15 protein-coding genes are annotated in these 22541 nt (G+C 45.0%); 4 read left to right on the top strand and 11 right to left on the bottom strand.

The window, feature by feature from the left end; all coding sequences use genetic code 11:
• Positions 1–50: 50 nt before the first annotated feature.
• Together RCO84_RS13255 and RCO84_RS13250 are read right to left on the bottom strand one after the other, a co-directional pair.
• Positions 51–1235, bottom strand: coding sequence for an ATP-binding protein (locus RCO84_RS13255; RefSeq protein WP_317585356.1), 1185 nt, complete (start codon positions 1233–1235; stop codon positions 51–53).
• A gap of 278 nt (positions 1236–1513) precedes the next feature.
• A complete protein-coding gene (locus tag RCO84_RS13250) occupies positions 1514–2980 on the bottom strand; it encodes a Fic family protein (protein ID WP_317585355.1) in 1467 nt (488 codons plus the stop codon).
• Between the two features lie 715 nt (positions 2981–3695).
• On the opposite strand from RCO84_RS13250, the gene RCO84_RS13245 reads away from it, so the two are divergent.
• Positions 3696–4703, top strand: coding sequence for an IS110 family transposase (locus RCO84_RS13245; protein WP_317585354.1), 1008 nt, complete (start codon positions 3696–3698; stop codon positions 4701–4703).
• Between the two features lie 230 nt (positions 4704–4933).
• On the opposite strand, the gene RCO84_RS13240 is transcribed toward RCO84_RS13245, so the two are convergent.
• Both RCO84_RS13240 and RCO84_RS13235 read right to left on the bottom strand, forming a co-directional pair.
• A complete protein-coding gene (locus RCO84_RS13240) occupies positions 4934–6439 on the bottom strand; it encodes an acetyl-CoA hydrolase/transferase C-terminal domain-containing protein (protein WP_317585353.1) in 1506 nt (501 codons plus the stop codon).
• Positions 6440–6635: 196 nt separating this feature from the next.
• Positions 6636–8207, bottom strand: a complete 1572-nt coding sequence (locus RCO84_RS13235) for an ATP-binding protein (RefSeq protein ID WP_287796611.1) — start codon at positions 8205–8207, stop codon at positions 6636–6638.
• Positions 8208–8354: 147 nt separating this feature from the next.
• Between RCO84_RS13235 and cysS the strand changes: the two genes are divergently transcribed.
• Positions 8355–9845, top strand: a complete 1491-nt coding sequence (cysS, locus tag RCO84_RS13230) for a cysteine--tRNA ligase (RefSeq protein ID WP_299333948.1) — start codon at positions 8355–8357, stop codon at positions 9843–9845.
• A 47-nt stretch (positions 9846–9892) separates the two neighbouring features.
• Here the strand turns inward: cysS and RCO84_RS13225 are convergent, their stop codons facing one another.
• Positions 9893–11755: a calcineurin-like phosphoesterase C-terminal domain-containing protein gene (locus RCO84_RS13225; protein WP_317585352.1), complete on the bottom strand. Its 1863-nt coding sequence runs from the start codon at positions 11753–11755 to the stop codon at positions 9893–9895.
• 125 nt (positions 11756–11880) lie between these two features.
• Here RCO84_RS13225 and RCO84_RS13220 point away from each other — a divergent pair, with 125 nt between their 5' ends.
• The gene (locus tag RCO84_RS13220; RefSeq protein ID WP_317585351.1) at positions 11881–13020 is read left to right on the top strand and encodes an AAA family ATPase; all 1140 of its coding nucleotides are present in this window, start codon (positions 11881–11883) and stop codon (positions 13018–13020) included.
• A gap of 44 nt (positions 13021–13064) precedes the next feature.
• Positions 13065–15728, top strand: a complete 2664-nt coding sequence (gene mutS, locus RCO84_RS13215; protein ID WP_006848893.1) for a DNA mismatch repair protein MutS — start codon at positions 13065–13067, stop codon at positions 15726–15728.
• 80 nt (positions 15729–15808) lie between these two features.
• Here the strand turns inward: mutS and lgt are convergent, their stop codons facing one another.
• The 6 genes from lgt to RCO84_RS13185 all read right to left on the bottom strand — a co-directional run bounded on the left by lgt (position 15809) and on the right by RCO84_RS13185 (position 22331).
• The gene (gene lgt / locus RCO84_RS13210) at positions 15809–16672 is read right to left on the bottom strand and encodes a prolipoprotein diacylglyceryl transferase (RefSeq protein WP_287863187.1); all 864 of its coding nucleotides are present in this window, start codon (positions 16670–16672) and stop codon (positions 15809–15811) included.
• Positions 16673–16690: 18 nt separating this feature from the next.
• Entirely contained in the window at positions 16691–17794 is a 1104-nt protein-coding gene (ychF, locus tag RCO84_RS13205) for a redox-regulated ATPase YchF (RefSeq protein ID WP_022120130.1), read from the bottom strand.
• Between the two features lie 143 nt (positions 17795–17937).
• Positions 17938–18774 (bottom strand): DNA damage-inducible protein D, encoded by an 837-nt coding sequence (gene dinD, locus RCO84_RS13200; protein ID WP_144152451.1) that lies wholly within the window; start codon positions 18772–18774, stop codon positions 17938–17940.
• A 69-nt stretch (positions 18775–18843) separates the two neighbouring features.
• The gene (locus RCO84_RS13195) at positions 18844–19347 is read right to left on the bottom strand and encodes a hypothetical protein (protein ID WP_144152449.1); all 504 of its coding nucleotides are present in this window, start codon (positions 19345–19347) and stop codon (positions 18844–18846) included.
• Positions 19310–19636: a hypothetical protein gene (locus RCO84_RS13190; RefSeq protein ID WP_144152447.1), complete on the bottom strand. Its 327-nt coding sequence runs from the start codon at positions 19634–19636 to the stop codon at positions 19310–19312. The genes RCO84_RS13195 and RCO84_RS13190 overlap by 38 nt, the downstream gene beginning before the upstream one ends.
• A gap of 163 nt (positions 19637–19799) precedes the next feature.
• A complete protein-coding gene (locus tag RCO84_RS13185; protein WP_317585350.1) occupies positions 19800–22331 on the bottom strand; it encodes a DEAD/DEAH box helicase in 2532 nt (843 codons plus the stop codon).
• Positions 22332–22541 lie beyond the last annotated feature (210 nt).

Here is a 22541-nt window from a genome sequence, read left to right as displayed (position 1 = left end):
CAGCAGGGAGTGGGAATGAAAGTTAAGAACAAGCCTTGACACAGTTTAAATTACACCCCCTGCTTAATGCCATCAATATTGGTTTGACTGTAAAGCCTATCCATAGAAATCACGTATTTGGGATGACTGTCTTTTATCAATTTCAAATTGCCGAATTCACGCTCTACCGTTTCCTCAGAAGCCAGCAGATAGGTAACTTGCACATACGCCACACTATCCGCTTTCTCGGCAACAAAATCAATCTCAGCCTTATACATCTGACCAACATATACTTTATACCCCATCCTGCACAAATGGATATATACAGCGTTCTCCATCACCTTTTCGATATCAAAACGCCTGTTGCCACCTATAATATGATTCCTGATTCCCAGGTCTTCGAAATAGAACTTGTCGCCTAACTCGAAAAGTCGCTTGCCATGAATGTCGTATCTGTTAACTCGATCGATAATAAAAGCATTGCTTAAATACTCCAAATACGTGAGAATCATCTTGGCAGACGTTTCGGTGTTCTGGCTTTTCAGAAATTTTACAATACTCGTTGCTGAGAATTGTTTACCGATATTATCGCTCACAAACTTCAGCAGCGTTCGCAACAATGGTATGTTTCTGATGTTTTCTCGCTCTATGATATCACGAAGTACTATCGTATTATACACATTATCAAGATAATCTTCTACCAAATCCGTATTTTCCAATCCTAAACTGCGCAACTGAGGGAGCCCGCCATACTGCAGATACAGGTTCAAGGAAGCATCATCATCCTTCAGTTCATGGAACGTCAGGAACTCTTCATAGCAGAGTCCTCTAATGCGATAAGCAATATATCTGCCTCTCAGGCGAGTTGCCAGTTCGCCCGAAAGCATCTTGGCGTTGCTGCCGGTAATCATAATCTGGCAGGTATCATCCGATTGGATACTGAGGAGTGCTTTCTCGAAATCAGAAATCTCCTGCACCTCATCAATAAACAGATAGTTTTCCTTACCCTCAACGATGTTGGCTGCTACATAAGCCTCCAGATCCTGATAGTTGGCTATCATATCAAATGAGGTTTTCTCCTTATCTATATAGATAACGTGATTTTCTTCATTCTCAGCGATGTGATTATAAATTCGCCGCATCACACAACTCTTGCCGACACGCCTCTGGCCCGTCAATGCAATCATCATTCCACGTCCAAACATGCGTTCGATACGATTGGAATACCCTAGTCTTTCTAATATTTTTTGTTTCATACGAGTAAAACTTTTCGCAAAGATACTCTTTTTGTTTCACATAAGTAACAAAAACGATAGATTTTTGTTTTTATTACTTATAATTAACAGGTTTGGTACACATTGCGCCTCACGGGAAGCGACAAGGGTCTATATGCCACGAAGAAAAGGTGGCGTATAGACCCTTGGTTATATGGTAATATTCGTAATCGACATCTCCGCTTTCAGCAGCTTCACCTCCTCTGCCGTCAGCCCCGTCATATCCATGATAGACGCTTCATCCATACCCTTTGTCGTTCCTATTCGCTCAATATGGCTTTACCTTTTGAGGTAAGCAAATATTTCTGTTTTGGATGTTTGGGCTGTTCTGGGAATTTCATAGATACAAGCCCTTCGTCCAATGCAGGAGTAAGATAATTCCTCAAGAAATTTACCCTGTCCTTCAAATTCAAAATGGACATGATTTCCTTTACTGAATATTCATTATCATTCATTATTGAGACAAGTTCATGAACTTGTTGGGTACTTGTTGGGTACTTGTTGGGTACTTGTTGGGTACTTGTTGGGTTGCTGTTGGGTAGCTGTGGGGTAACGACCACACTGCTTCTATTATATTTAAATACGACCCATACAAAGTTACCATCCGTATTAATCTCTGGAGTAGGCAATCTAACTCGCTTACATTCGTCCACCATAGTACTGATGCCACGTCCCCAACTTTCCAAAATTTTACTTTTGTAGAGTACATTGGCAATAATTGGATTCTGCGGTTTGGAATCATGCTCCTCCATCAGACGCTCTATAGGCAAGTCGGCAGGGAAAGTCCCCGTATTTCTAATTTCTACTCGATTATCATAAATAGCAATGCTGACAGAACTGCCAGGGTGATGATAAGACCTATGGCAAAAAGAGTTGATACAGCATTCTCTCAAAGCCTTGTAAGGAATGCTCAGTTCTTCCTCACGATAAAGACCATTTATCTTGCCAGACAATGAGAGGTGCTTGAAGAAGAATGCCATTGCTACATCAAGCAGTTCATATATGTTGCCTTCTGCACGTTGGTTGTCGATAAATTCATCCTTTGTAGTTCCCTTAAAGCGTGCCATACGAAGCAGGCATTGTGGATAATCATACAGTTCTTTCCCAAACAATACGGCAGCGGCATTGTTCAACCTTCCATCATTGAGCAAACGAAATTTCTTCAAGATGACAGGAATATCCTCACGTATTGTCGTTTCAGGGAGTCTTCCGTTTCTTATTCCCTCACGAACAGCACCGAGAATAGCATTCTCGTCTAAATCGGCTATTTTCAAGTCCGGATTAATCATCGCTTCCCAGCCATACTTGCCTCCTCGTTCCATCAGTAAGTGATTGTAACGTTCCTGTGGCATGACGGTAGTGGTGCTTTCTATTCGCAGATAAGCTCTTCCTTTGTATGTGAAAGGGCGCATAAAACATTGCTCCTCAACAAAAATGACTATGACATATTTTTCTGTGTCAGGAATAGTAATATAGGTGATTTCTAAATCCACAAAAGGCTCTATGCGATTGAGTGCTTCTGCAATAGAACGCTTTGTACTGTCAGATACCGTTTGTCCTATAATTCTTCCATCATCCCTTACTCCATAAAGAATTGTGCCACCCTCACCATTGAGAAATGCGCATAGGGTCTCCATCGAACGGTCTAATTGACCTGTCGATTCCTTAAACTCCAAGCTATTCCCCTCTTTCTTGGTTATTAGGGTTTCTATATCTTGATATGTCATATATGCAAATTTTGTTACCATTAGGAATACAAAGATACAGCTAAATTTCCGAAATTGTGTGTTTCTGCAAAAATCTTAATGATTATTAAGCTATCTTCTCCATTGTTGCGCCTTGGGACAGCTACCAAGGCAAGTACGTTGGCAAGAATATCACCGACAATATCTATGATACTATCCACCATACAACCATATCATCCACCCAACGGTGTATTTTTATTCTTATAGCAAAATATAACATTATATTGATTTTATTCGGTGACGGCGAATAGAATTACACTATTTTATTCGCTGGTACCGAATAAAAAACACCATTTTTATTTTGTAATATCCTGAACTTTCGCAAGTAAGCCCCACACGCCCTGAAAGGGTAGAAGCCCCTAGCCCAGGGCGATGCCCTGGGCTAGGGGCTTCTGCCCTTTCTATTATATTTGCACTTGGAAAAATAAAGAGGTGAAAATCTTTATATCTGCAAACTTTTGTTAACTTTGCAGAAAATTAGATAAGTACAATAAAAAAAGAAGAATACTCCATATCCAGCGTTAACCCTGTGCCCCTTCTAGCATAGTAAAGGCTTAGCCCTGTTTGGGGAACTGGATATTTTCTGAGCAGAAGCTTGAGAGTAAATTAGCCTGCTTGTGTAGAACAAGACAGGACTCGTAGTATAGTTGTAGCCGCTCAGAACGGAGCACCCTTCTTATTAAAAACTTCATTCAAAATGCAAATATACGGAATAGATTTGGCAAAAGAGAAATTTGACGTAAGTTTTTTCGACTTGACATCAAAAAAAGTATCAAACCAACCTTCACATAAGGTTGTAAAGAACAATTTTAAGAGTATCGGAAGGTTTTTAGAAACCCTTCCAAGCGATGCTGTATTGGTTGCTGAGCATACCGGAGTTTATGGTGATACTCTCTTGAAGTGCTGCATGGATAGCAATGTGAAGATTGCCTTTGTGGGTGGATATGTCATCCATAGATACAGAGCTACCCCTGACCGTGCCAAGACGGATGTCCTGGATTGTGCACTGCTCAGAGATTTTGGAGAGAGATATCCTGATAAGCTGAAATACAAGACGTTTCCAGAAGAGGCTCTATATGAGCTTCGTCAATTGGCGCGCCACCGAGAAATGCTTGTAGAACAGCGTAAGCAGCTAATAACAGCCGACAAGAGCGAGGATTGTCGTCCTATCAGAAGTCTTGCCGTCAAGCGAAGCATGGACTGTATCAAAGAGATGTTGGACACGGAAATTGCAGAGACGGAAAAAGAAATGTTGAAAGTCATAAATGGACATGAGAGCATTCGCCACAACTATGAGCTTGTTAAAAGTGTCGATGGAGTTGGGCTGATTACCGCAGTAGAACTATTGGTAAAAACAGAGAATTTCACAAAAATAACTACAGCGCGCCAATATGCTGCTTATGCAGGAACTGCGCCATACGAAAAATCATCGGGGAAAATGGACAAGGGAGCACATATATCCAAGATTGGTAATAGACGGTCAAAGACCTTGTTGTACATCTGCGCAGAAAGCGCCAGATTGCACAACAAGGAGATTAAACTGTATTACGAGAGACGTACTTTAATAGATAAAAAGCCGCGTCATTATGTACTAAATGCCATAGCAAACAAGTTGCTAAGGATCATATTCACCCTCGTGGAAAAAGGTGAATACTATGACGCAAACTTCATCAGGCAAGACCCAAGGGTCGTTAAATATAATTAACGTTAAAAAACACGCTCAAAGCTTGCTCAATTAGAGTAAAACAGGGCGCCTTGCTGATTGCTTTTATACCCAGGGCGTTGCCCTGGGCTAGGAGCTTTTGGGCCTTCAGCCCGTCCTCGGCTGCCATTATCTAGACTTATGACACACCCGCTTATCATATAATTCGATATTTTTCTGAGTCATCTATGAAAGATTTGTCTTCTCGGTTTTCACAATCTTTCGGCCTTCTCTTATTTCAGATATTCTCCGAAATCTGTCAATCTCATATCGCCCTTCTTCAGGAAGGTATCGTGCATGGCGAGGGCAGCACGCATGCTCTGTGGCTCGTGGCCCTTCTCGGCAAACTTCAGATACTCACGGAGCATAGGGCGGTAATCCGGATGGGCACAGTTCTCGATAATCTCTTTGGCACGGCGCAATGGGCCTTTGCCACGGAGATCGGCTACTCCCTGTTCGGTAACAATCACATCCACATCGTGCTCGGTGCTATCCACGTGACTGCACATAGGAACAATGGCTGAAATGCAACCGTTCTTGGTGGTACTCTGCGTGGTGAAGATAGAAATGTAACCATTGCGCTCGTAATCGCAGGAACCGCCGATACCATTCATCAGCTTGCTGCCGCAGATATGGCTGGAGTTCTCATTGCCGTAGATATCGCACTCAATGGCGGTGTTCATGGCGATGACACCCAGACGACGGATGACCTCAGGAGAGTTTGAAATCTCACTCTGGCGGATGGTGAGATGCTTCTTGAAGTAATCAATATCATCATACACCTCTTTCAATGTATCGTTTGTTACGGTGAGCGAAGAGCAGGAAGCATCCTTGATTCTTCCCTCGCGCATGTATTTCACTACAGCATCCTGAACCACCTCGGTATAAACGCTGAATACCGGCACGTTAGGGTTCTGTCCTAATGCCTCAAGAACGGCATTGGAAGTTACGCCCACTCCGCTCTGCAAAGGCAGGAACTGAGGAGGAATATGTCCCTTCTTCAAGTCGCTGACCAGGAAATCAGCAACGTTGTGGCCCATCTGTTCCGTCACAGGGTCGAGAGGTTTGAAGGCACGCGCCTCCTCCGGGATGTTGCATTCCACCACACCCACAATCTTATGTGCATCAATCTCCACATACTCTTTACCTATTCTATCGCCCACATTCAAGATTGGGATAGGTGTGCGGAATGGGCATTCTGCTATCTCATATACATCGTGCAGATAGCGGGAGGCAGGACTGTGGAAGGTATTCTTCTCGATGAGCACCTTCTTTGCCAATCTAACGATGGTAGGAACGATGCCACCGGCAGAGGTAAGGAATGCCTTGCAGGTAGTTTCGCCTTCTTCCAAATCAGAAACTTCGATGATGGCAAGGTCTAGTTCGCCATAGAAACCACGGCGCAGGCGCTCAGCCATGTGGCCGAGGTGCATATCCTCATAATCAATCTCGCCCAGGTTGGTATGAGTTCTAAAATCCTTGTTGGTAGAAAATGGCGCACGGAACTTGATGGCATGGGCTGCTGCCATGTCACCTTCGATACTCTGCGAGGTAGAAGCACCCGTGAGGATGCTCACCTGGAAAGGTCTGCCCGCCTCGTGCTCAGCCACGGCTCTCTTGGATAGTTCGCGGAAGGTTGCCTTAGGCACGCCGTTTGGTGTGAAACCACTCAATCCGATTGTATCTTGATCGTTAATCATCGCTGCCGCTTCGGCAGCACTCAATCTTGTATATGCCATTTTCTTCTAACTTAATACTCATTAGCGGAACTTATAGCCGCCTTCTTGATAATTGATAACAGTTTGCGGCTACAAAGTTACACATAATTTTCGATATACGCTAATAATTTGATAATTTTATGCAAATACAAGGCAAAAAGCTTACGAATAGTGAATATATATGCAGAAATCGCTTACTTTATGCAAAAAAGCAGTGTTATGCCAGTGCCTCCACTTTCCAGTCGTCGATGCTTCTTCGGTCTTCCGAGAAGTTGATGCCCACCTTGTATTTCTTTCTGCTGTCATCGGCGAAGGCTGCGAGATAGTCCTTGCTGTCGATTTGCTCTATCGCTGCCTCTGCATCCTTCTTGTATTTCAGTTCCAATACATAGATGCTGCGCTTGGTTTTCAGCACCATGTCGATTCTGCCATCAGATGTAGGCATCTCTGGAGTAACATCGCATCCGAGGATTAATAATATGGTGTAGAGCACGGCTTGGTAATGGCGCTCATTGTTGTTGACCAATGTGTATGGGAACTTCTTGTAGAAAGTCTGGAGATGAGGGAGGAATGCCTCCATATTATCCTCAGCACTCAGGATGAAGTTCTTTGCCCATGCCATGTAGATAGCGTCACGGTCGCCCATGCCGTCTGGGGCATAATAGCGGAAGAGGCTGTTGGAGAAGCCCTTGCGAACCTCTTCGTTAGGGAAGGCAAGCTTGTATAATTTCGCCAAACGATTGTATGACTTGATTGTGAGATAGCCGCTTTGGTATAATACCGGCACAGGGTCAACAATCTTCTCTGTTGGAGTATCGAAGCGGTCGGAGGTTGTCCAAATATCGTCTAGCTGGAGCATATCAATATTTTTCTCTTGTAGCAGTTCTATCAGGAAGGTAGGAGTGCCAGTAGAGAACCAATAGCTATCAAACTCATGAGTCTCTAAGCAATTGAACATGCTGTAAGGATTATACATATCGGCACCTTTCCCACTAAAGTGGTAGCCATCGTAATTATATCTCAGTTCAGCTAAGGCCTCCTCATAGTTCATATCATTGGCTTGCGCCAATTCCTCTATATCATCGTGGAAATTTTCCAAGAGCTCTTCCTTGCTGATGCCACAGATAGAACTGTACTTGTCCCACATGCTGATATTCGTGATATTGTTCAGTTCGCTGAAGATGCTCAGCTGGCTAAACTTGGAGATACCAGTTAAAAAGACAAAATGAAGATTGTCCTCTTCTGCCTTCAGAGGGCTGAAGAAGTTGCGCATGATGTCACGTATCCTGTCCTGCAAATCCTTGTCTTTCATAGAGTCGTGCATCGGCGCATCATATTCATCGATAAGCACAACCACATTCTTGCCAGTCTTTTGCTTGGCGGCATTGATAATGCGAATCAATCGAACATTAAAAGCTTCGGTACTAACAGAAGTTATTTGGTATAAATCCTCGTATGGTTCAAGAATCTTATTCAGAGTTTCTATCAGGCTTTCCATACTATAGTATTTACCCTTGCTAAGATCAAGATGGATTACGGGGTAATTCTCCCAATCTTTTTCCAAGGCTTCCAGCTTCAACCCTTTGAATAGCTCTTTCTTTCCTTCGAAGTAGGCTTGTAGGGTTGTGACAAGGAGTGACTTTCCGAATCGTCGAGGACGACTCAGAAAGCAATATTTCTTCTCATGCACCAACTCATAGATTAAGTCGGTCTTATCTACATATACATAATCTCCCTCTATGATATTCTTGAAAGTCTGTATTCCGAGAGGATATCTTCTACCTTTCATAAGCGATTCCCTTTAATTATGGTGGCAAAGTTAAGGTATTTTTCTTGATTAACCAAACTTTTTGTAGCCTTTTAGCCCGATAACTCGAAAAAAAGCATTAACTTTGCACTCAAAATATAAATAATATAAAAATAAGGTTCATACAAGATGGAACAGAAATTATTGATCTATAACACTCTCACTCGTACGAAAGAGAGATTCACTCCGCTCCACGCTCCTAACGTGGGCATGTATGTTTGTGGCCCTACCGTGTATGGCGATCCGCATCTCGGTCATGCACGACCAGCCATCACATTCGATATACTCTTCCGCTATCTCAAGCACCTGGGCTATAAGGTTCGCTACGTTAGAAACATTACCGACGTGGGCCACCTGGAGCACGATGCAGATGAGGGCGACGACAAGATTGAGAAGAAGGCTCGCCTGGAGCAGTTGGAGCCAATGGAGATTGCGCAGTACTACACCAACCGATACCACGATGCCATGGAGGCGCTGAACGTACTCCCTCCTAGCATTGAGCCTCATGCCACAGGCCATATCATCGAACAAGAGAAACTGGTTCAGGAAATTCTGGACAATGGCTATGCATACGAGAGTAACGGCTCTATCTACTTCGACATCGAGAAGTATAACAAGGATCATAAGTACGGTATCCTCTCCGGACGTAACCTGGAGAACGTTATCAACGAGAGCCGCGAGCTGGCTGGTATCGGCGAGAAGAAGAACCAGGCTGACTTCGCCCTCTGGAAGAAGGCTTCACCTGAGCATATCATGCGCTGGCCTAGTCCTTGGAGTGATGGTTTCCCTGGCTGGCACTGCGAGTGTACTGCGATGGGACGCAAGTACTTGGGCAGCCACTTTGATATTCACGGTGGTGGCATGGATTTGATTTTCCCTCACCATGAGTGCGAGATTGCGCAAGCTGTGGCTTCTCAGGGCGACCAGATGGTTCGTTACTGGATGCACAACAATATGATTACCATCAACGGTCAGAAGATGGGTAAGAGTCTTGGCAACTTCATCACTCTGGAGCAGTTCTTTACTGGCAATCACGACAGTCTGGAACAGGCTTATTCGCCAATGACCATCCGTTTCTTCATCCTCTCTGCCCACTACCGCAGCACCGTAGATTTCTCTAACGATGCATTGAAGGCTAGCCAGAAGGGATTGGAGCGCCTGATGAATGGTTTGAACGACCTGGAGCGTGTGCCTGTGGCTAAGCAGAGCGATGAGCAGGTGAAGAAGTTCGTAAGCGAATTGCGCCAGCGCTGCTACGATGCAATGAATGATGACTTCCAGACTCAGCTTGTCATCAGCTATCTCTTCGAGGCTTGCCACGTAATCAACACAGCCCTCGACCACAAGGCAAACATCTCTGCCGAAGACCTGAAGGAGCTTTCAGACACCATGCATCTCTTCACCTTCGACCTGCTCGGTCTGAAGAGTGAGAAGGGAGCCAACAATGATGCTCGTGAAGAAGCTTATGGCAAGGTAGTGGATATGGTTCTCGACCTGCGTGCCAAGGCAAAGGCGGCCAAGGACTGGGCTACCAGCGACCAGATTCGCGATGCCCTGGCTGAAGCCGGCTTCGAGGTAAAGGACACCAAAGATGGTGTTACCTGGAAACTGAACAAATAATATTTAAAAAGAGGGTGCATCATCAACTTATGACGCACCCTCTCTTTTTATTTTTGTACTGCTGCAGAATCTTTCTTCCTTGCAGCAAGTGAATCTTTCTGTCTGCCAGATATAGAATCCCGCAACATCTTATCTTTCTTACTCTTATATTCCTTATACTCTTTTTCGTAATAATGAGCATAGTTGGCGAAAGGCTCTGTCGTTACCTCATCGCTCGATGCCGTATAGGTATTTCCGTATGGATCGGATGCTTTGATGATGATTCTGGCATTCGGATTCCTAGGAGTATAATAATAAAGGTGGTTCATGATGAGATAACCATTCCCCTTGCTCACGAACCGATAGGATACACTTTTGCTGTACTTATGATGATAGCCGGCTGCAAAGGCATCCTGACCCTTGCTGCTGATGCGGCGCATCAGATATTCCTTGCCATCCTCTACGGCTACCACACGCCAGTGACTGGTAGCATTGAAGACATTGGCTACCAGGATATTTCTGTTGGTTGCCAACTGCCAGTCTTTGGCATATTTCTCACCGTTGAAATCGGTCTGGGCACGGAAGATGGTCATCTGCTTGCTCTTATCCCAGAAGGTTCCCTTGTAATAGCAGTTGCTGATACTGGTACCCACAAAACTATAGACATAATATCCGTTCGGGGTGCCGCAGATGTTGATGTTCGACTGCCAGATATTGCCACAGGCAGCAGCATGACAATGCTCCATCACATCCTCGCCCTGATAATTGATCTCGTGGTTGCAGGCAAAATGAGTATGGCCGCAGAAGAGTTCATATCCTCCCTTGAATGGCTTCAAAAGAGATAACAGCAGCGAGAGACGGGAAGAGGAATAATGCCCCTGCTCATTGGCATTGCTGAGCGGCTTCGCCTTGTTGAAAGGCGCATTGCCGAAGGTAAAAGGAATATGATAACAGAGCACCACCTTCATATCCTTTGGTGTGAGGGCCAAATCCTGCTTCAGCCATTTTACCTGGCGTTCACGCAGTTCGCCCGGCGAATAATAGGCCATTCCGTGATGGAAAAAGCAGTTGTTAATACAGATGTAATGCACATCACCACGATTGAAGGAAAAATCGGTAGGACCGAAATTCTCCTCCCATTTCCTGCGGTAGAGCGCCTTACCATCCTGGTCGTGATTGCCGATGACGGAGAAGAGACGCATCTCTGAAGAGCCCAATGCCTGGCGTATCTGACGCTCCAGTTTGGCGTTGTAGCCGCCATAATACTGCACATCATCGCCCATGCTGAGCCCGTAGACCGATGTTCCGGCAGGCAGCGAACTGATGGTTTGTCTGATATCCGCCATCGTCTGGGTAGTGAATCTTTCTACATCGCTCTTCTTGATGGGATTATCATCCGGAGAAGTATAGTAAGGGCTGTAGGCATTGGTAACCTGCGGATCGCCGATGACTATCATCTTATAGTGAATCTCCTTGCCGCCCGGCAGTCGGGTGAGGGTGAAGTTATAGGTTTTCTTCCCCTTGGATACCTTTTGGTAGAAGAAAGCCGTGCGATCGGTCTTAGAATGGGTAGGGACCTCGCAATCAGCTGGAACAGAATAGTATATGAATTTTGCCAGGCTGTCTCGCTTCATCTTATATCTGCCCTGTGCATCGGTTTTCACACAGTTGAATCCATCGCTCACGATGACGCCTGCCACTCCCTTTCCTTCCTTATCTCTTAAAGTTCCGGAGATATTGAAATCCATCTTCTTCACAGGTTTCTTCTTCAGCGTATCTGCAGGCTGTGGCTTGAGCCGGAGAACCGGTGGGTTTTTCACCAGGTTCTGTATCTGTTTCTTGGGGTAGAGCAGGTGCAAGGTGATGCCTATTGCTACGAGCGCGCAGCAAGCAACCAACAGAACCCCTATGTATAATTGTTTCTTTTTCATGAGTACAAAAGTACGACTTTATTATGGTAATGCAGCATATATTCATTTAAAAAACTCTAAATATTACCTTAGGGTAACTTACCTTAGGGTAATATTTCGTAACTTTGTACCAAATTATAAGGAATATGGCAAAATATCTATCACCATTTCAATTTGGTACATTAGCCACCAATGAGAATTTTATCGACAGACAGGAAGACAGGGCTTTGCTGAAGCAATTACTGTCCTCCCATATCAACGTGATGCTGATTTCACCACGCCGATGGGGTAAATCATCACTAGTGAAAAGGGCGATGAACGAATTGGCTGATGAGGATAATAACGTAAGAATCTGTTATATCGATGCCTTCAGCATCGGCTCTGAATCTGAATTTTATCGCACTTTTGCCAGTCAGGTTATAGCTTGTGCTTCCTCTAAAATGGAACGATGGATAGAGGATGCAAAGAAATTCCTGACAGGTGTGATACCGCAGGTTGTAATCAACGACCAGGTGACCGACTTCATGGCTTTCGACCTGAAGTTTGTGCCACAGGAGCGTGATAAGATGGCGATTCTCCAACTGCCTGAGTTGCTGGCAAAGGAAAAGGGCATCAGGATTATCATCTGCATCGACGAGTTCCAGCAGTTGGCTAATCTTCCTGAGTATAAGGATATGGAGGGAAAGATGCGTTCGGTATGGCAGCAACAGCAGCTTACCTCTTACTGTCTCTACGGCAGCAAGCGAAACATGATGCTCAATATCTTCAACAATTCCAATAGTCCTTTTTATCGCTTTGGACAAGTGATTTTCATGCAGAAGATAGCTAAGGAGCATTGGATTCCATTCATTCTGTCATCTTTCGAGAAGACAGGAAAGTCAATCTCTGCAGAGATGGCCGAGCGGATCTGTTATGCCGTGGCCTGCCATTCCTGGTATCTCCAGCAGTTGTGTTATTTTATCTGGAGTTTCACGGTTTCGGAAGTGACGGAAGATATATATCATCTGGGATTGAAACAGGTACTCAACATCAATACCCCGATGTTTCAGAATGATACGGAGAATCTCAGTTCTACCCAGATAGAGATGCTTAAGGCTATAGCCAATGGTGAACAGCATTTCTCCTCGCAAGCCGTGAAACAAATCTATAATCTTGGTAATCCAAATACGATTGTCAAGAATAGGAAAACTCTCCAGAACAAAGATATTATCGAAAAGCAAAACGATGCTTTTGGCTTTGTTGACCCGATATACCGGCTGTGGTTTAAGGAGGAGTATTGTAGATAGAAACTATGTAAATTAAAAGAAATAATATAAGGAGAAAAAAGATAATGGCAAACGATAATAAAGGTCTTACACCGATGATGAGACAGTTTTTCGAGATGAAATCGAAACATCCCGAAGCGCTGCTGCTCTTCCGTTGCGGTGACTTCTACGAAACTTACTGCGAAGATGCGGTGGAGGCATCCCGTATACTCGGCATTACGCTGACACGACGTAACAATGGCGGTTCTACGGGCACGACCGAGATGGCAGGATTCCCTCATCATGCTCTGGATACCTATCTGCCTAAACTCATCAGGGCGGGTAAGCGCGTAGCGGTATGCGACCAGCTGGAAGACCCGAAGAAGAAACGACTCGAAATAAAAGGTAAGAAGGGACTGAGCCAGATGGACAAGATGGTGAAGCGAGGTATTACCGAACTCGTTACACCGGGTGTGGCGATGGGAGATAACGTCCTGAACTACAAGGAGAACAACTTCCTGGCAGCCGTACACTTCGGCAAGACCGCCTGCGGTGTTAGCTTTCTGGATATCTCGACCGGAGAGTTTCTTACCGGCGAGGGAACCTACGACTATGTAGAAAAACTGATGGGCAACTTCATGCCGAAAGAGGTACTCTACGACCGTGCCCGAAAGAATGACTTCGAGAAATATTTCGGTAGCAAATACTGTACCTTCGAACTGGATGACTGGGTTTTCACCGAACAGACAGCCCTGCAGAAACTCCTGGGACATTTCAAGACAAAATCTCTGAAAGGTTTCGGTGTAGAGCATCTCAAGAACGGCGTGATAGCCAGTGGTGCCATCATGCAGTATCTCGAGATTACCCAGCATACACAGATTAATCATATCACCGCCCTTTCACGTATTGAAGAAGATAAGTTCGTGCGTATGGATAGGTTTACCATCCGCAGTCTGGAGCTGGTTGCCCCTATGCAGGAAGACGGTTCTTCTCTCCTGAATGTCATCGACCGTACGGTAACGGCGATGGGCGGACGTATGCTCAGACGCTGGCTGGTCTTCCCATTGAAAGATGTGAAACCTATCAACGAGCGCCTCGACATCGTAGAATATTTCTTCAAGGAACCGGAATTCCGTCAGCTTCTCGATGACCAGCTGCATCGCATCAGCGACCTGGAGCGTATCATTTCCAAAGTAGCCGTGGGTAGAGTTTCGCCTCGCGAAGTGGTTCAGCTGAAGAATGCACTCGAAGCCATCAAGCCTATCAAGGTGGCATGCCAGCATGCTACGAACGAGGCTCTGAAGCGGGTAGGCGAGCAGCTGAACGTATGCGAGACCCTGAAAGACCGCATCGCCAGGGAAATACAGCCCGATCCGCCACAGCTGGTCAATAAGGGTGACGTGATAGCCGACGGATTCAATGCTGAACTTGACGACCTTCGTGCCATCAGCCGCCACGGCAAGGATTATCTGCTCAAGATACAGGAAAGGGAGATAGAAAAGACAGGAATTTCGAGTCTGAAGGTAGGTTACAATAATGTTTTCGGATACTATCTGGAGGTGAGAAATACCTTTAAGGACAAGGTGCCTGAAGAGTGGATACGCAAGCAGACGCTGGCTCAGGCAGAGCGTTATATCACCCAGGAACTGAAGGAATATGAGGAAAAGATTCTCGGTGCTGATGAGAAGATTCTAGTATTGGAAGCACAGCTCTTCAACGAACTGATAGCTGCCATGCAGGAGTATATTCCGCAGATACAGATCAATGCCAACCTCATCGCCCGTATGGACTGTCTTTTGTCATTTGCAAAGACATCTGACGAGAACCGCTACGTGCGCCCTATCGTCGATGATTCTGAGGTGCTCGACATCAAGCAGGGCAGGCATCCGGTGATTGAAACCCAACTGCCGCTTGGCGAACGCTATGTACCTAACGATGTGCTGCTCGATACCGAGAAACAGCAGATCATGATGATTACCGGTCCTAACATGGCTGGTAAATCGGCTCTGCTACGCCAGACTGCCCTTATCGTGCTGCTGGCACAGGTAGGCTGTTTTGTGCCCGCAGAGAGCGCCCGAGTAGGACTGGTGGATAAAATCTTCACACGTGTAGGTGCAAGCGACAATATATCGCTCGGCGAATCGACCTTCATGGTAGAGATGACCGAGGCAGCAAACATTTTGAACAACGTTTCTCCGCGCTCGCTGGTGCTCTTTGATGAGCTGGGAAGAGGTACTTCTACCTACGATGGTATTTCCATTGCCTGGGCTATCGTGGAATATCTGCACGAACATAAGAAGGCGCAGGCACGTACGCTCTTTGCTACCCACTATCATGAGCTCAACGAGATGGAGAAGAACTTCCCTCGCATCAAGAACTTCAATGTGAGTGTGAGAGAGGTGGACGGAAAGGTAATCTTCCTGCGTAAACTGGAACCGGGAGGCAGTGAGCACTCTTTCGGTATCCATGTGGCAGAGATTGCCGGTATGCCCCGCAGCATTGTGAACCGTGCCAATGTGATTCTCAAACAGTTGGAGGATGACAATGCCGGGGTTGGCGGTGCCGGTAAACCGAACGTACAGCACATCGATGAACCTAAGGATGGTGTGCAGCTCAGTTTCTTCCAGCTCGATGATCCTGTACTGACGCAGATACGTGATGAAATACTCGGGCTGGATGTGAACAATCTCACTCCGGTAGAGGCATTGAACAAGCTCAATGACATCAAGAAGATTCTACTGGGAAGATAAAAATATAAATCCCTCCCCGTGGCAGCAGATGCTGTTGCACGAGGAGGGATTTTTATAATCTGAAAATAAGTCGTCTAATATTATTTTGCCTCTACGTTCTTTTCTTTCGCTCTCTTTGTGCTGGAAGCGATGCTCCATACACCGGCGATGATGAGCGGAATGCTCAATATCTGTCCCATATCCATAGGCAGACCCGCCTCGAATGCTACCTGAATCTCCTTCGTATATTCGATGAAGAAACGGAAGGTGAAGATGAGAGTAAGGCAAAGACCGAAATAGAAACCGGTGCCTACGCTCTTAGGTCCTCTCTTCTTGTAGATGAAGAGGATGAGGAGGAAAAAGCAGAAGTATGCCAAAGCCTCGTAGAGCTGACCCGGATGGCGTGGATACTGGTCTTCGCGAACGAAGATAAATGCCCAAGGCACATCGGTTACCTTGCCGATAATCTCTGAATTCATCAGATTGCCCAAACGGATAAAGGTGGCTGTAATGCCTGAGCAGATACCCATATTATCGAGCACTACCCAGCCGCTCACCTTCATGTTGCGGCAATAGAGCCAGATGCCGACGAACATGCCGAATACGCCTCCGTGGCTCGCCAGTCCCTCATACCCCGTAAACTTCCAGCTGCCGTCAGGCATGTGGTGGATAGGTATCAGCATCTCGATGAAGTGATCCCACTGGGTGAGAAAATATTCCGGCTGATAGAAGATGCAATGTCCCAAACGGCCACCTATCAGTACACCTAAGAAGATGTAGAGAAACAGTGGGGAGAACTTCTCATCTGAGAGCCCCTGCTGCTTGTAAAGCTTGCTCATGAGCAGATAACCCAGCAGCAGACCAATCATCCAGCAGGTGGAGTAGTAGCGGATGGTCATAGGACCCAGATGAGCCAGGATTGGGTCTGGGTCCCATACGATATAGTTAAGCAGATTTGCTATCATAACCGTAGAAGAATAGGATTATACATTGAAGCGGAAGTGCATGATGTCACCATCCTGTACGACGTACTCCTTGCCCTCGATGCCGAGCTTACCAGCCTCGCGTACTGCAGCCTCAGAGCCATACTTGATATAGTCATCATACTTGATAACCTCTGCACGGATGAATCCCTTCTCGAAGTCGGTATGGATGACGCCGGCACACTGAGGAGCCTTCCAGCCCTTGTGATAGGTCCATGCCTTGACCTCCATTTCACCAGCGGTGATGAATGTTTCGAGGTTCAGCAGGGCATATGCCTTCTTGATGAGTCGGTTTACGCCGCTCTCTTCCAGTCCGAGTTCTTCGAGGAACATCAGTTTGTCCTCGTAGGTTTCGAGCGATGCGATGTCTTCCTCTGTCTTTGCAGCGATGACCATGCACTCAGCACCTTCTTCCTTGGCGATTTCCTCTACCTTCTTGCTATACTCGTTGCCGGTCTTGGCAGAAGCCTCGTCAACATTGGCCACGTAGAGCACAGGCTTGGTAGTGAGGAGGAAGAGGTCGTGAGCCACCTTCTGCTCTTCCTTGGTTTCGAAAGTAACGCCACGAGCATTCTTTCCCTGCTCCAGAACAGCCTTGTAAGCCTCCAGAACGGTAACCATCGTCTTAGCATCCTTGTTGCCTGCTGCAGCAGTCTTCTTCTGCTTGGTGAGCTGAGATTCGATAGTTTCCAGGTCCTTGAGCTGCAACTCTGTATCGATGACGCTCTTATCCTCCAAAGGATCAACTTTAGCGCCACCCTCGCGCACGATGTTGTCATCGTCGAAACAGCGGATTACGTGGATGATAGCATCGCACTCACGGATATTTCCCAAGAATTTATTACCAAGACCTTCGCCCTTGCTGGCACCCTTTACGAGACCTGCGATATCCACGATTTCGCAAGTAGCTGGGACGATGCGTCCTGGGTGAACAATCTCTGCCAACTTGTTGAGTCGCTCATCTGGTACGGTGATGACGCCCAAGTTTGGTTCGATAGTACAGAAAGGGAAGTTAGCTGCCTGTGCCTTTGCACTAGACAGACAGTTGAACAGTGTAGACTTACCCACGTTTGGGAGGCCTACAATACCACATTTTAATGCCATTTTATCTTTAAACGTTTAAATTTCCGCTGCAAAGTTACACATTATAAATGAAAGATACGAAGAAATCGTTGAAAATTAACTAAAAATCATAGATGTGTGGTGAAATTCTTACATCTTCTCTAGTTATAGAATTATGATAGATATTATTTCTTTTTGCTATTCTTTTTGGTCAATGTCTTTTCGTCAGATTTTAATCTGCGTTCTACTTTCTTGACGTCTTCATCTGCAGGAAGATTTTCTGGCACAATGCCACGTTGGAGCATCATATTACGAACAGCCTTATTATTATCGACATGCTCTTGACAGATAGATTGCTGACCATGTAAATCCTTTTGCTGAACGTTGACAGAAGTCATTTCTGCAGCAAAATCTTTAGCTTTAATATTTAGTGTTGGAAGGAAATCGGCGAGAGGTCGGCTGTTAGGAGCACCCAATTTACGTTTGAGAAGAGCCGTGTCGAGATTAAACAACGCCTTGTCACCTAGTGAGCGAATGATGGCAAAGCCTTTGCTGTCCACCCCTCTTTCATACAGCACACCAGAGAGACGCTTCTCTGTTTCTGCAAGTTTTGCACGTGCTTGTACACGTTCGTATTCCAGCAAACGCTTTTGCACCAATTCTGCTCGGCGAGTTTGTACGGCAAAGTAGTTTTGGGCAAAAGAGATTTGTGGCTTGCGTGGATCGCCATTTTGGGCAATAAGGTAGCAAGCATAACGAGTCAGCATGTAGTCTTTGACTTCACGCTGAGATCCAGAACCAAGGGTGACCATTTTGCTGACATCAGCAAAATGGTATGATACCTCTTGCCCTGCATTGGTACATGATGCTTTTGCTTTTTCGATAATTCCTTCGAAATTACGCCATTGGCTATAACCCAACACTTGTGCAAGTTCTCTTGCACTCCAACACTCTACGCCTTCGTATTCGTTGGCGATAGCTTCGAATTGCTCGAACAATTCTTTGATTTCTTCTTCCTTCATAATTGCTTATTTTTATGATATTTCGGCAAAGTTACGCTTTTTATTTGGTTGTAGCAAGGAAAAGGTTATTTATTTCCTTCTTTGCTCATCAATAAATACTTGTATCTCTCCTAAATCTCCAATTTCTTTTGGTAGAACAAACATATTGTATGGGTTCGCATATTTACGGAAATGCTCTTCTATAGAATGTATATCTATTTCATTTATGCTTTTTGAACTGTTAAAACCGATAGGTTCAATGTGACATAGCTTCCATCCTTGTAAAGCATCTGTTCCTAAAGGCTTGGAATACTTTGCTTTTTGTTTGCCATCTTTAGTTTGCATAAACAGCATAGGAATCATATTGTTTTGAAGCATTTCTTTAATTTCTTTCAATGTTGGGGTATGTTGTTTCATAACTTGACCATATACCCAGATTGCAAATGTATTGTCAGAAACTATAATTTCTCTTCCTGTAGGATGTATGAAAGATTGACCTCGGAATTTAATGTCTTTTCGAACAATTAATGGCATGTCTTTGGCATCCACCCAGTCATTAATGATTTTGTTCCAATAATCTAATATATAGCTCATCGTCAAACTCTCGGATGTCTTCGTCAGTCAATACTCCGTCATTGTATAGGTAACATACGGTGATGTAATATCTACCTCCTGACATCCCATCGTATCGGCGAGCGATATGCTTGTCGAATTGGTATACCTTGTCATATAGTTTGAGGTATGCATCGTGTGCATCCTCTGCTGATGCGTTCTTGTTCATGAAATCTTTGGTAGATTGCATGAACTTGGCACACTCTCGCTGCAAGCCCAAATTAATGAGCTTGCGAGCTGTTTTCTTCTGAGACTTCGTTAATTCTATCATGTTCTAAACGTTTCTTTTCCTTTTTAGCTTTGTTTCTTTTGGACATACATTCCTTGCAGATGTGCAGTTTGTGTCCTTTACCACTGAACGACTCGTTGGATTTATACTCTCCACACATCTTGCAATAATGTCCTTGATGCTTATGTTTCTTTTTACCCATGACTTATTTTGTAAACAACTTACCGATGAGATTCAGAAGGTTAGAAACAGTCTCTTTGCTCTCCACTGGTATCTTGATGGAGGTTTCGCCTGTCTGCTCGTCTTTCTCAACAATGGAATCAACCAGATGGGCAGTGGCTTCTGGCGACTTTAAGGTTTCGGCTAAGCCTGAGAGGAAAGATATTCCTTGGGCAACCAAATCCTTAGGATGACTTGAGCGATTAGTAACGGATTCTCTGTTCGAAGATGAATTCGTTTGTTGCTGGATGGAAACCTCTTCTTTATTCTCATCAGATTTATGTTCGTCGCAAGCCTTGTCTGTTTCCAAATCCTTAGGATTGATAGTTGCAAAGCTTTCCTCGGCCTTTGGCTTTTCTGTCTGACCTTTGGAATCTTTAACGTTATCAGCATCCTTGACTTTCTTGACCTTCTCTGTTTCTTCGTCCTCTTCCACTATACCGCTCACTGTTTCCATCATCTTGCTGAACTTATCATCTGTGATGAATACAGAATCTTCGCCATCATCAAGGACACCCTCAAACATAGAGGTCTTGAAACGTAATTTACCGAGCATCTCCTCCTCGATGGAATCAGGTGTTACAAGATTGATAACCTGGATGTTGTTCTGCTGCCCAAGGCGATAGATGCGACCAATACGCTGTTCGAGAACGGCAGGATTCCAAGGCAAGTCGATATTGATGATAGTTGCTGCAGATTGCAGGTTCAAGCCTGTGCTTCCGGCGTCTGTTGAGAGGAAAACCCGGCTCGATGGTTCGTTCATGAAATTATCTACTAGGTTCTTGCGCTTTTCAGATGGCACGCCACCATGCAGATATTCAAAGCCAATTTCTTTTTTCTCCAGTTCCTTGGCGATGAGGCGGGTCATGCGTTCCCACTGACTGAATACTACAACTTTTTCACCTTCCTCGCTGATAATGTCGCTGATGATGTTCACACATTCATCCACCTTGGTGTCGTATCTCGTCTTTTGATCGAGGATATAACTGCTGTCACATACCATGCGCATCTGCGAGAGGAAGAGCAGAAGACGCTTGCGGTCTTTATCGGACAGAAAATGCATCTTGCGCCATTTCAGAACCAGGATACGTACTTGGTTCTGCCACTCCTGATGCATCTCCATCTGCTCGTTGGTCATCGGAATGAAAAGGTTCTTGTCAGAACGCTCAGGCATCTGGAGTTTCACATCCTTCTTGCGACGACGGATGAGAATATCGCCCAGTTTCTTGCCTATGTCGTTTAAGTTCTTATAACCTAGTACTTTTCCCGTTTCATCTGTAATGATATGCTTGTCTTTGAAGAGGTAGTAAGGGGCAAGGCGGAAATTATCAACAAACTCCACGATAGAGTAGAGTTCATCGAGCTTGTTCTCCAATGGGGTACCGGATAGAATTACGGAGTAATCTGATTCTATCTTTCTTGCCGCACGGGAAATCTGCGTGTTCCAGTTCTTCAGGCGCTGCACCTCGTCCATGATGAGCATATCGGTTTGCAAACAGCCGAGTATCTTGATGTCATTGGCGGCACTATTATAGGAAATAATCTTGTAAGGTTCCGGGCGGTTGTACGCTTCCTTTCTCTTGAGATGACTTCCCTCTATGACGAAGACTTCGGCATCAGTAAACTTCTTGATTTCACTTCGCCACTGGTATTTGAGCGAGGTAGGGCAGAGGATGAGTACAGAGCCAATAAGACCTTCCTTGCGTAGCAGTTCGGCAGTACCGATAGCTTGGATTGTCTTTCCGAGACCCATCTCGTCGGCAATGATAGCCTTTCCTGAATTTGCAGCAAAGCGGATGCCCTCTTTCTGGTAAGGATAGAGGTTTACTTTCAGAAGATTGTTGAGTTTCTCGTCATCGTATGTTTTCACAATCTTCATTCTTTTCGCTTTTTCGCGAATATCGATGATAAAGTCAATGGCATCTTTATAGCATCTGAATGTATCGCTGATTTGGCGAGCTTGTTTCAAGAAAGAGCCAATGCGGGCATAGGCTGATTTCTTCAAGACATGGTTCTTGTCAAAGTAATCTTTGGCTAACTGTTCGTATGCCTCCTTGTTGTCTGAGCCGATACGAATCTTTACGCATCGCTCATCCCGATAGGAGAGATAGACAGAAGTATAAGGTGGCAATTCCCGATGTACATGTACGCCCCTCTTTCCGCCAAACCATTTCTTGACGGCTTCGATATGTTTGCAAGTGCCGAGTCTCGAAGTCTTGAAATCCATGCAGGAACAATAATTCCATTCGCTGTTGGCTCCACGATACACCACCTTGTACTCGTTGTTCTTTTCAGGGTTGCGAACGATATACTCTCCAGGGCAAAGGGTGTCGTCAACGCAACTGATATCGAAGTGCTCGATATCGGTCACCTGCTTGCGCAGTTTGATTTGCCATTCTTCCAAAGTCATGTTTTCGGGTTTCACGATATGCGAAACCTTGTTTTTCTTCTTTTTCCTGTTGGTCTTCTTGGTGCTGTTGCCGTCTTGACCAGCCACCTGCTTATTGTTCTTTGCCATTGTTGTGTTGCTTTATTTAAAACGTTTAAATATATTTGGGGCAAAGTTACACATTATAAATGAAAGATACAAGGAAATCGTGGAAAATTAACTAAAAATTATAGGTGAGGGAAAATAGATGTTAGAAAAAACAAGTAAAACGCTGAAACGTTGAAACGCTTGCGGATGCAGAAAGATATAGGGGAGAACGTTGAGGTATATACGGAAAGT

The organism is Segatella copri, from assembly GCF_949820605.1.
GTDB lineage: Bacteria > Bacteroidota > Bacteroidia > Bacteroidales > Bacteroidaceae > Prevotella.
This window is presented reverse-complemented; position numbering and strand designations above follow the sequence as displayed.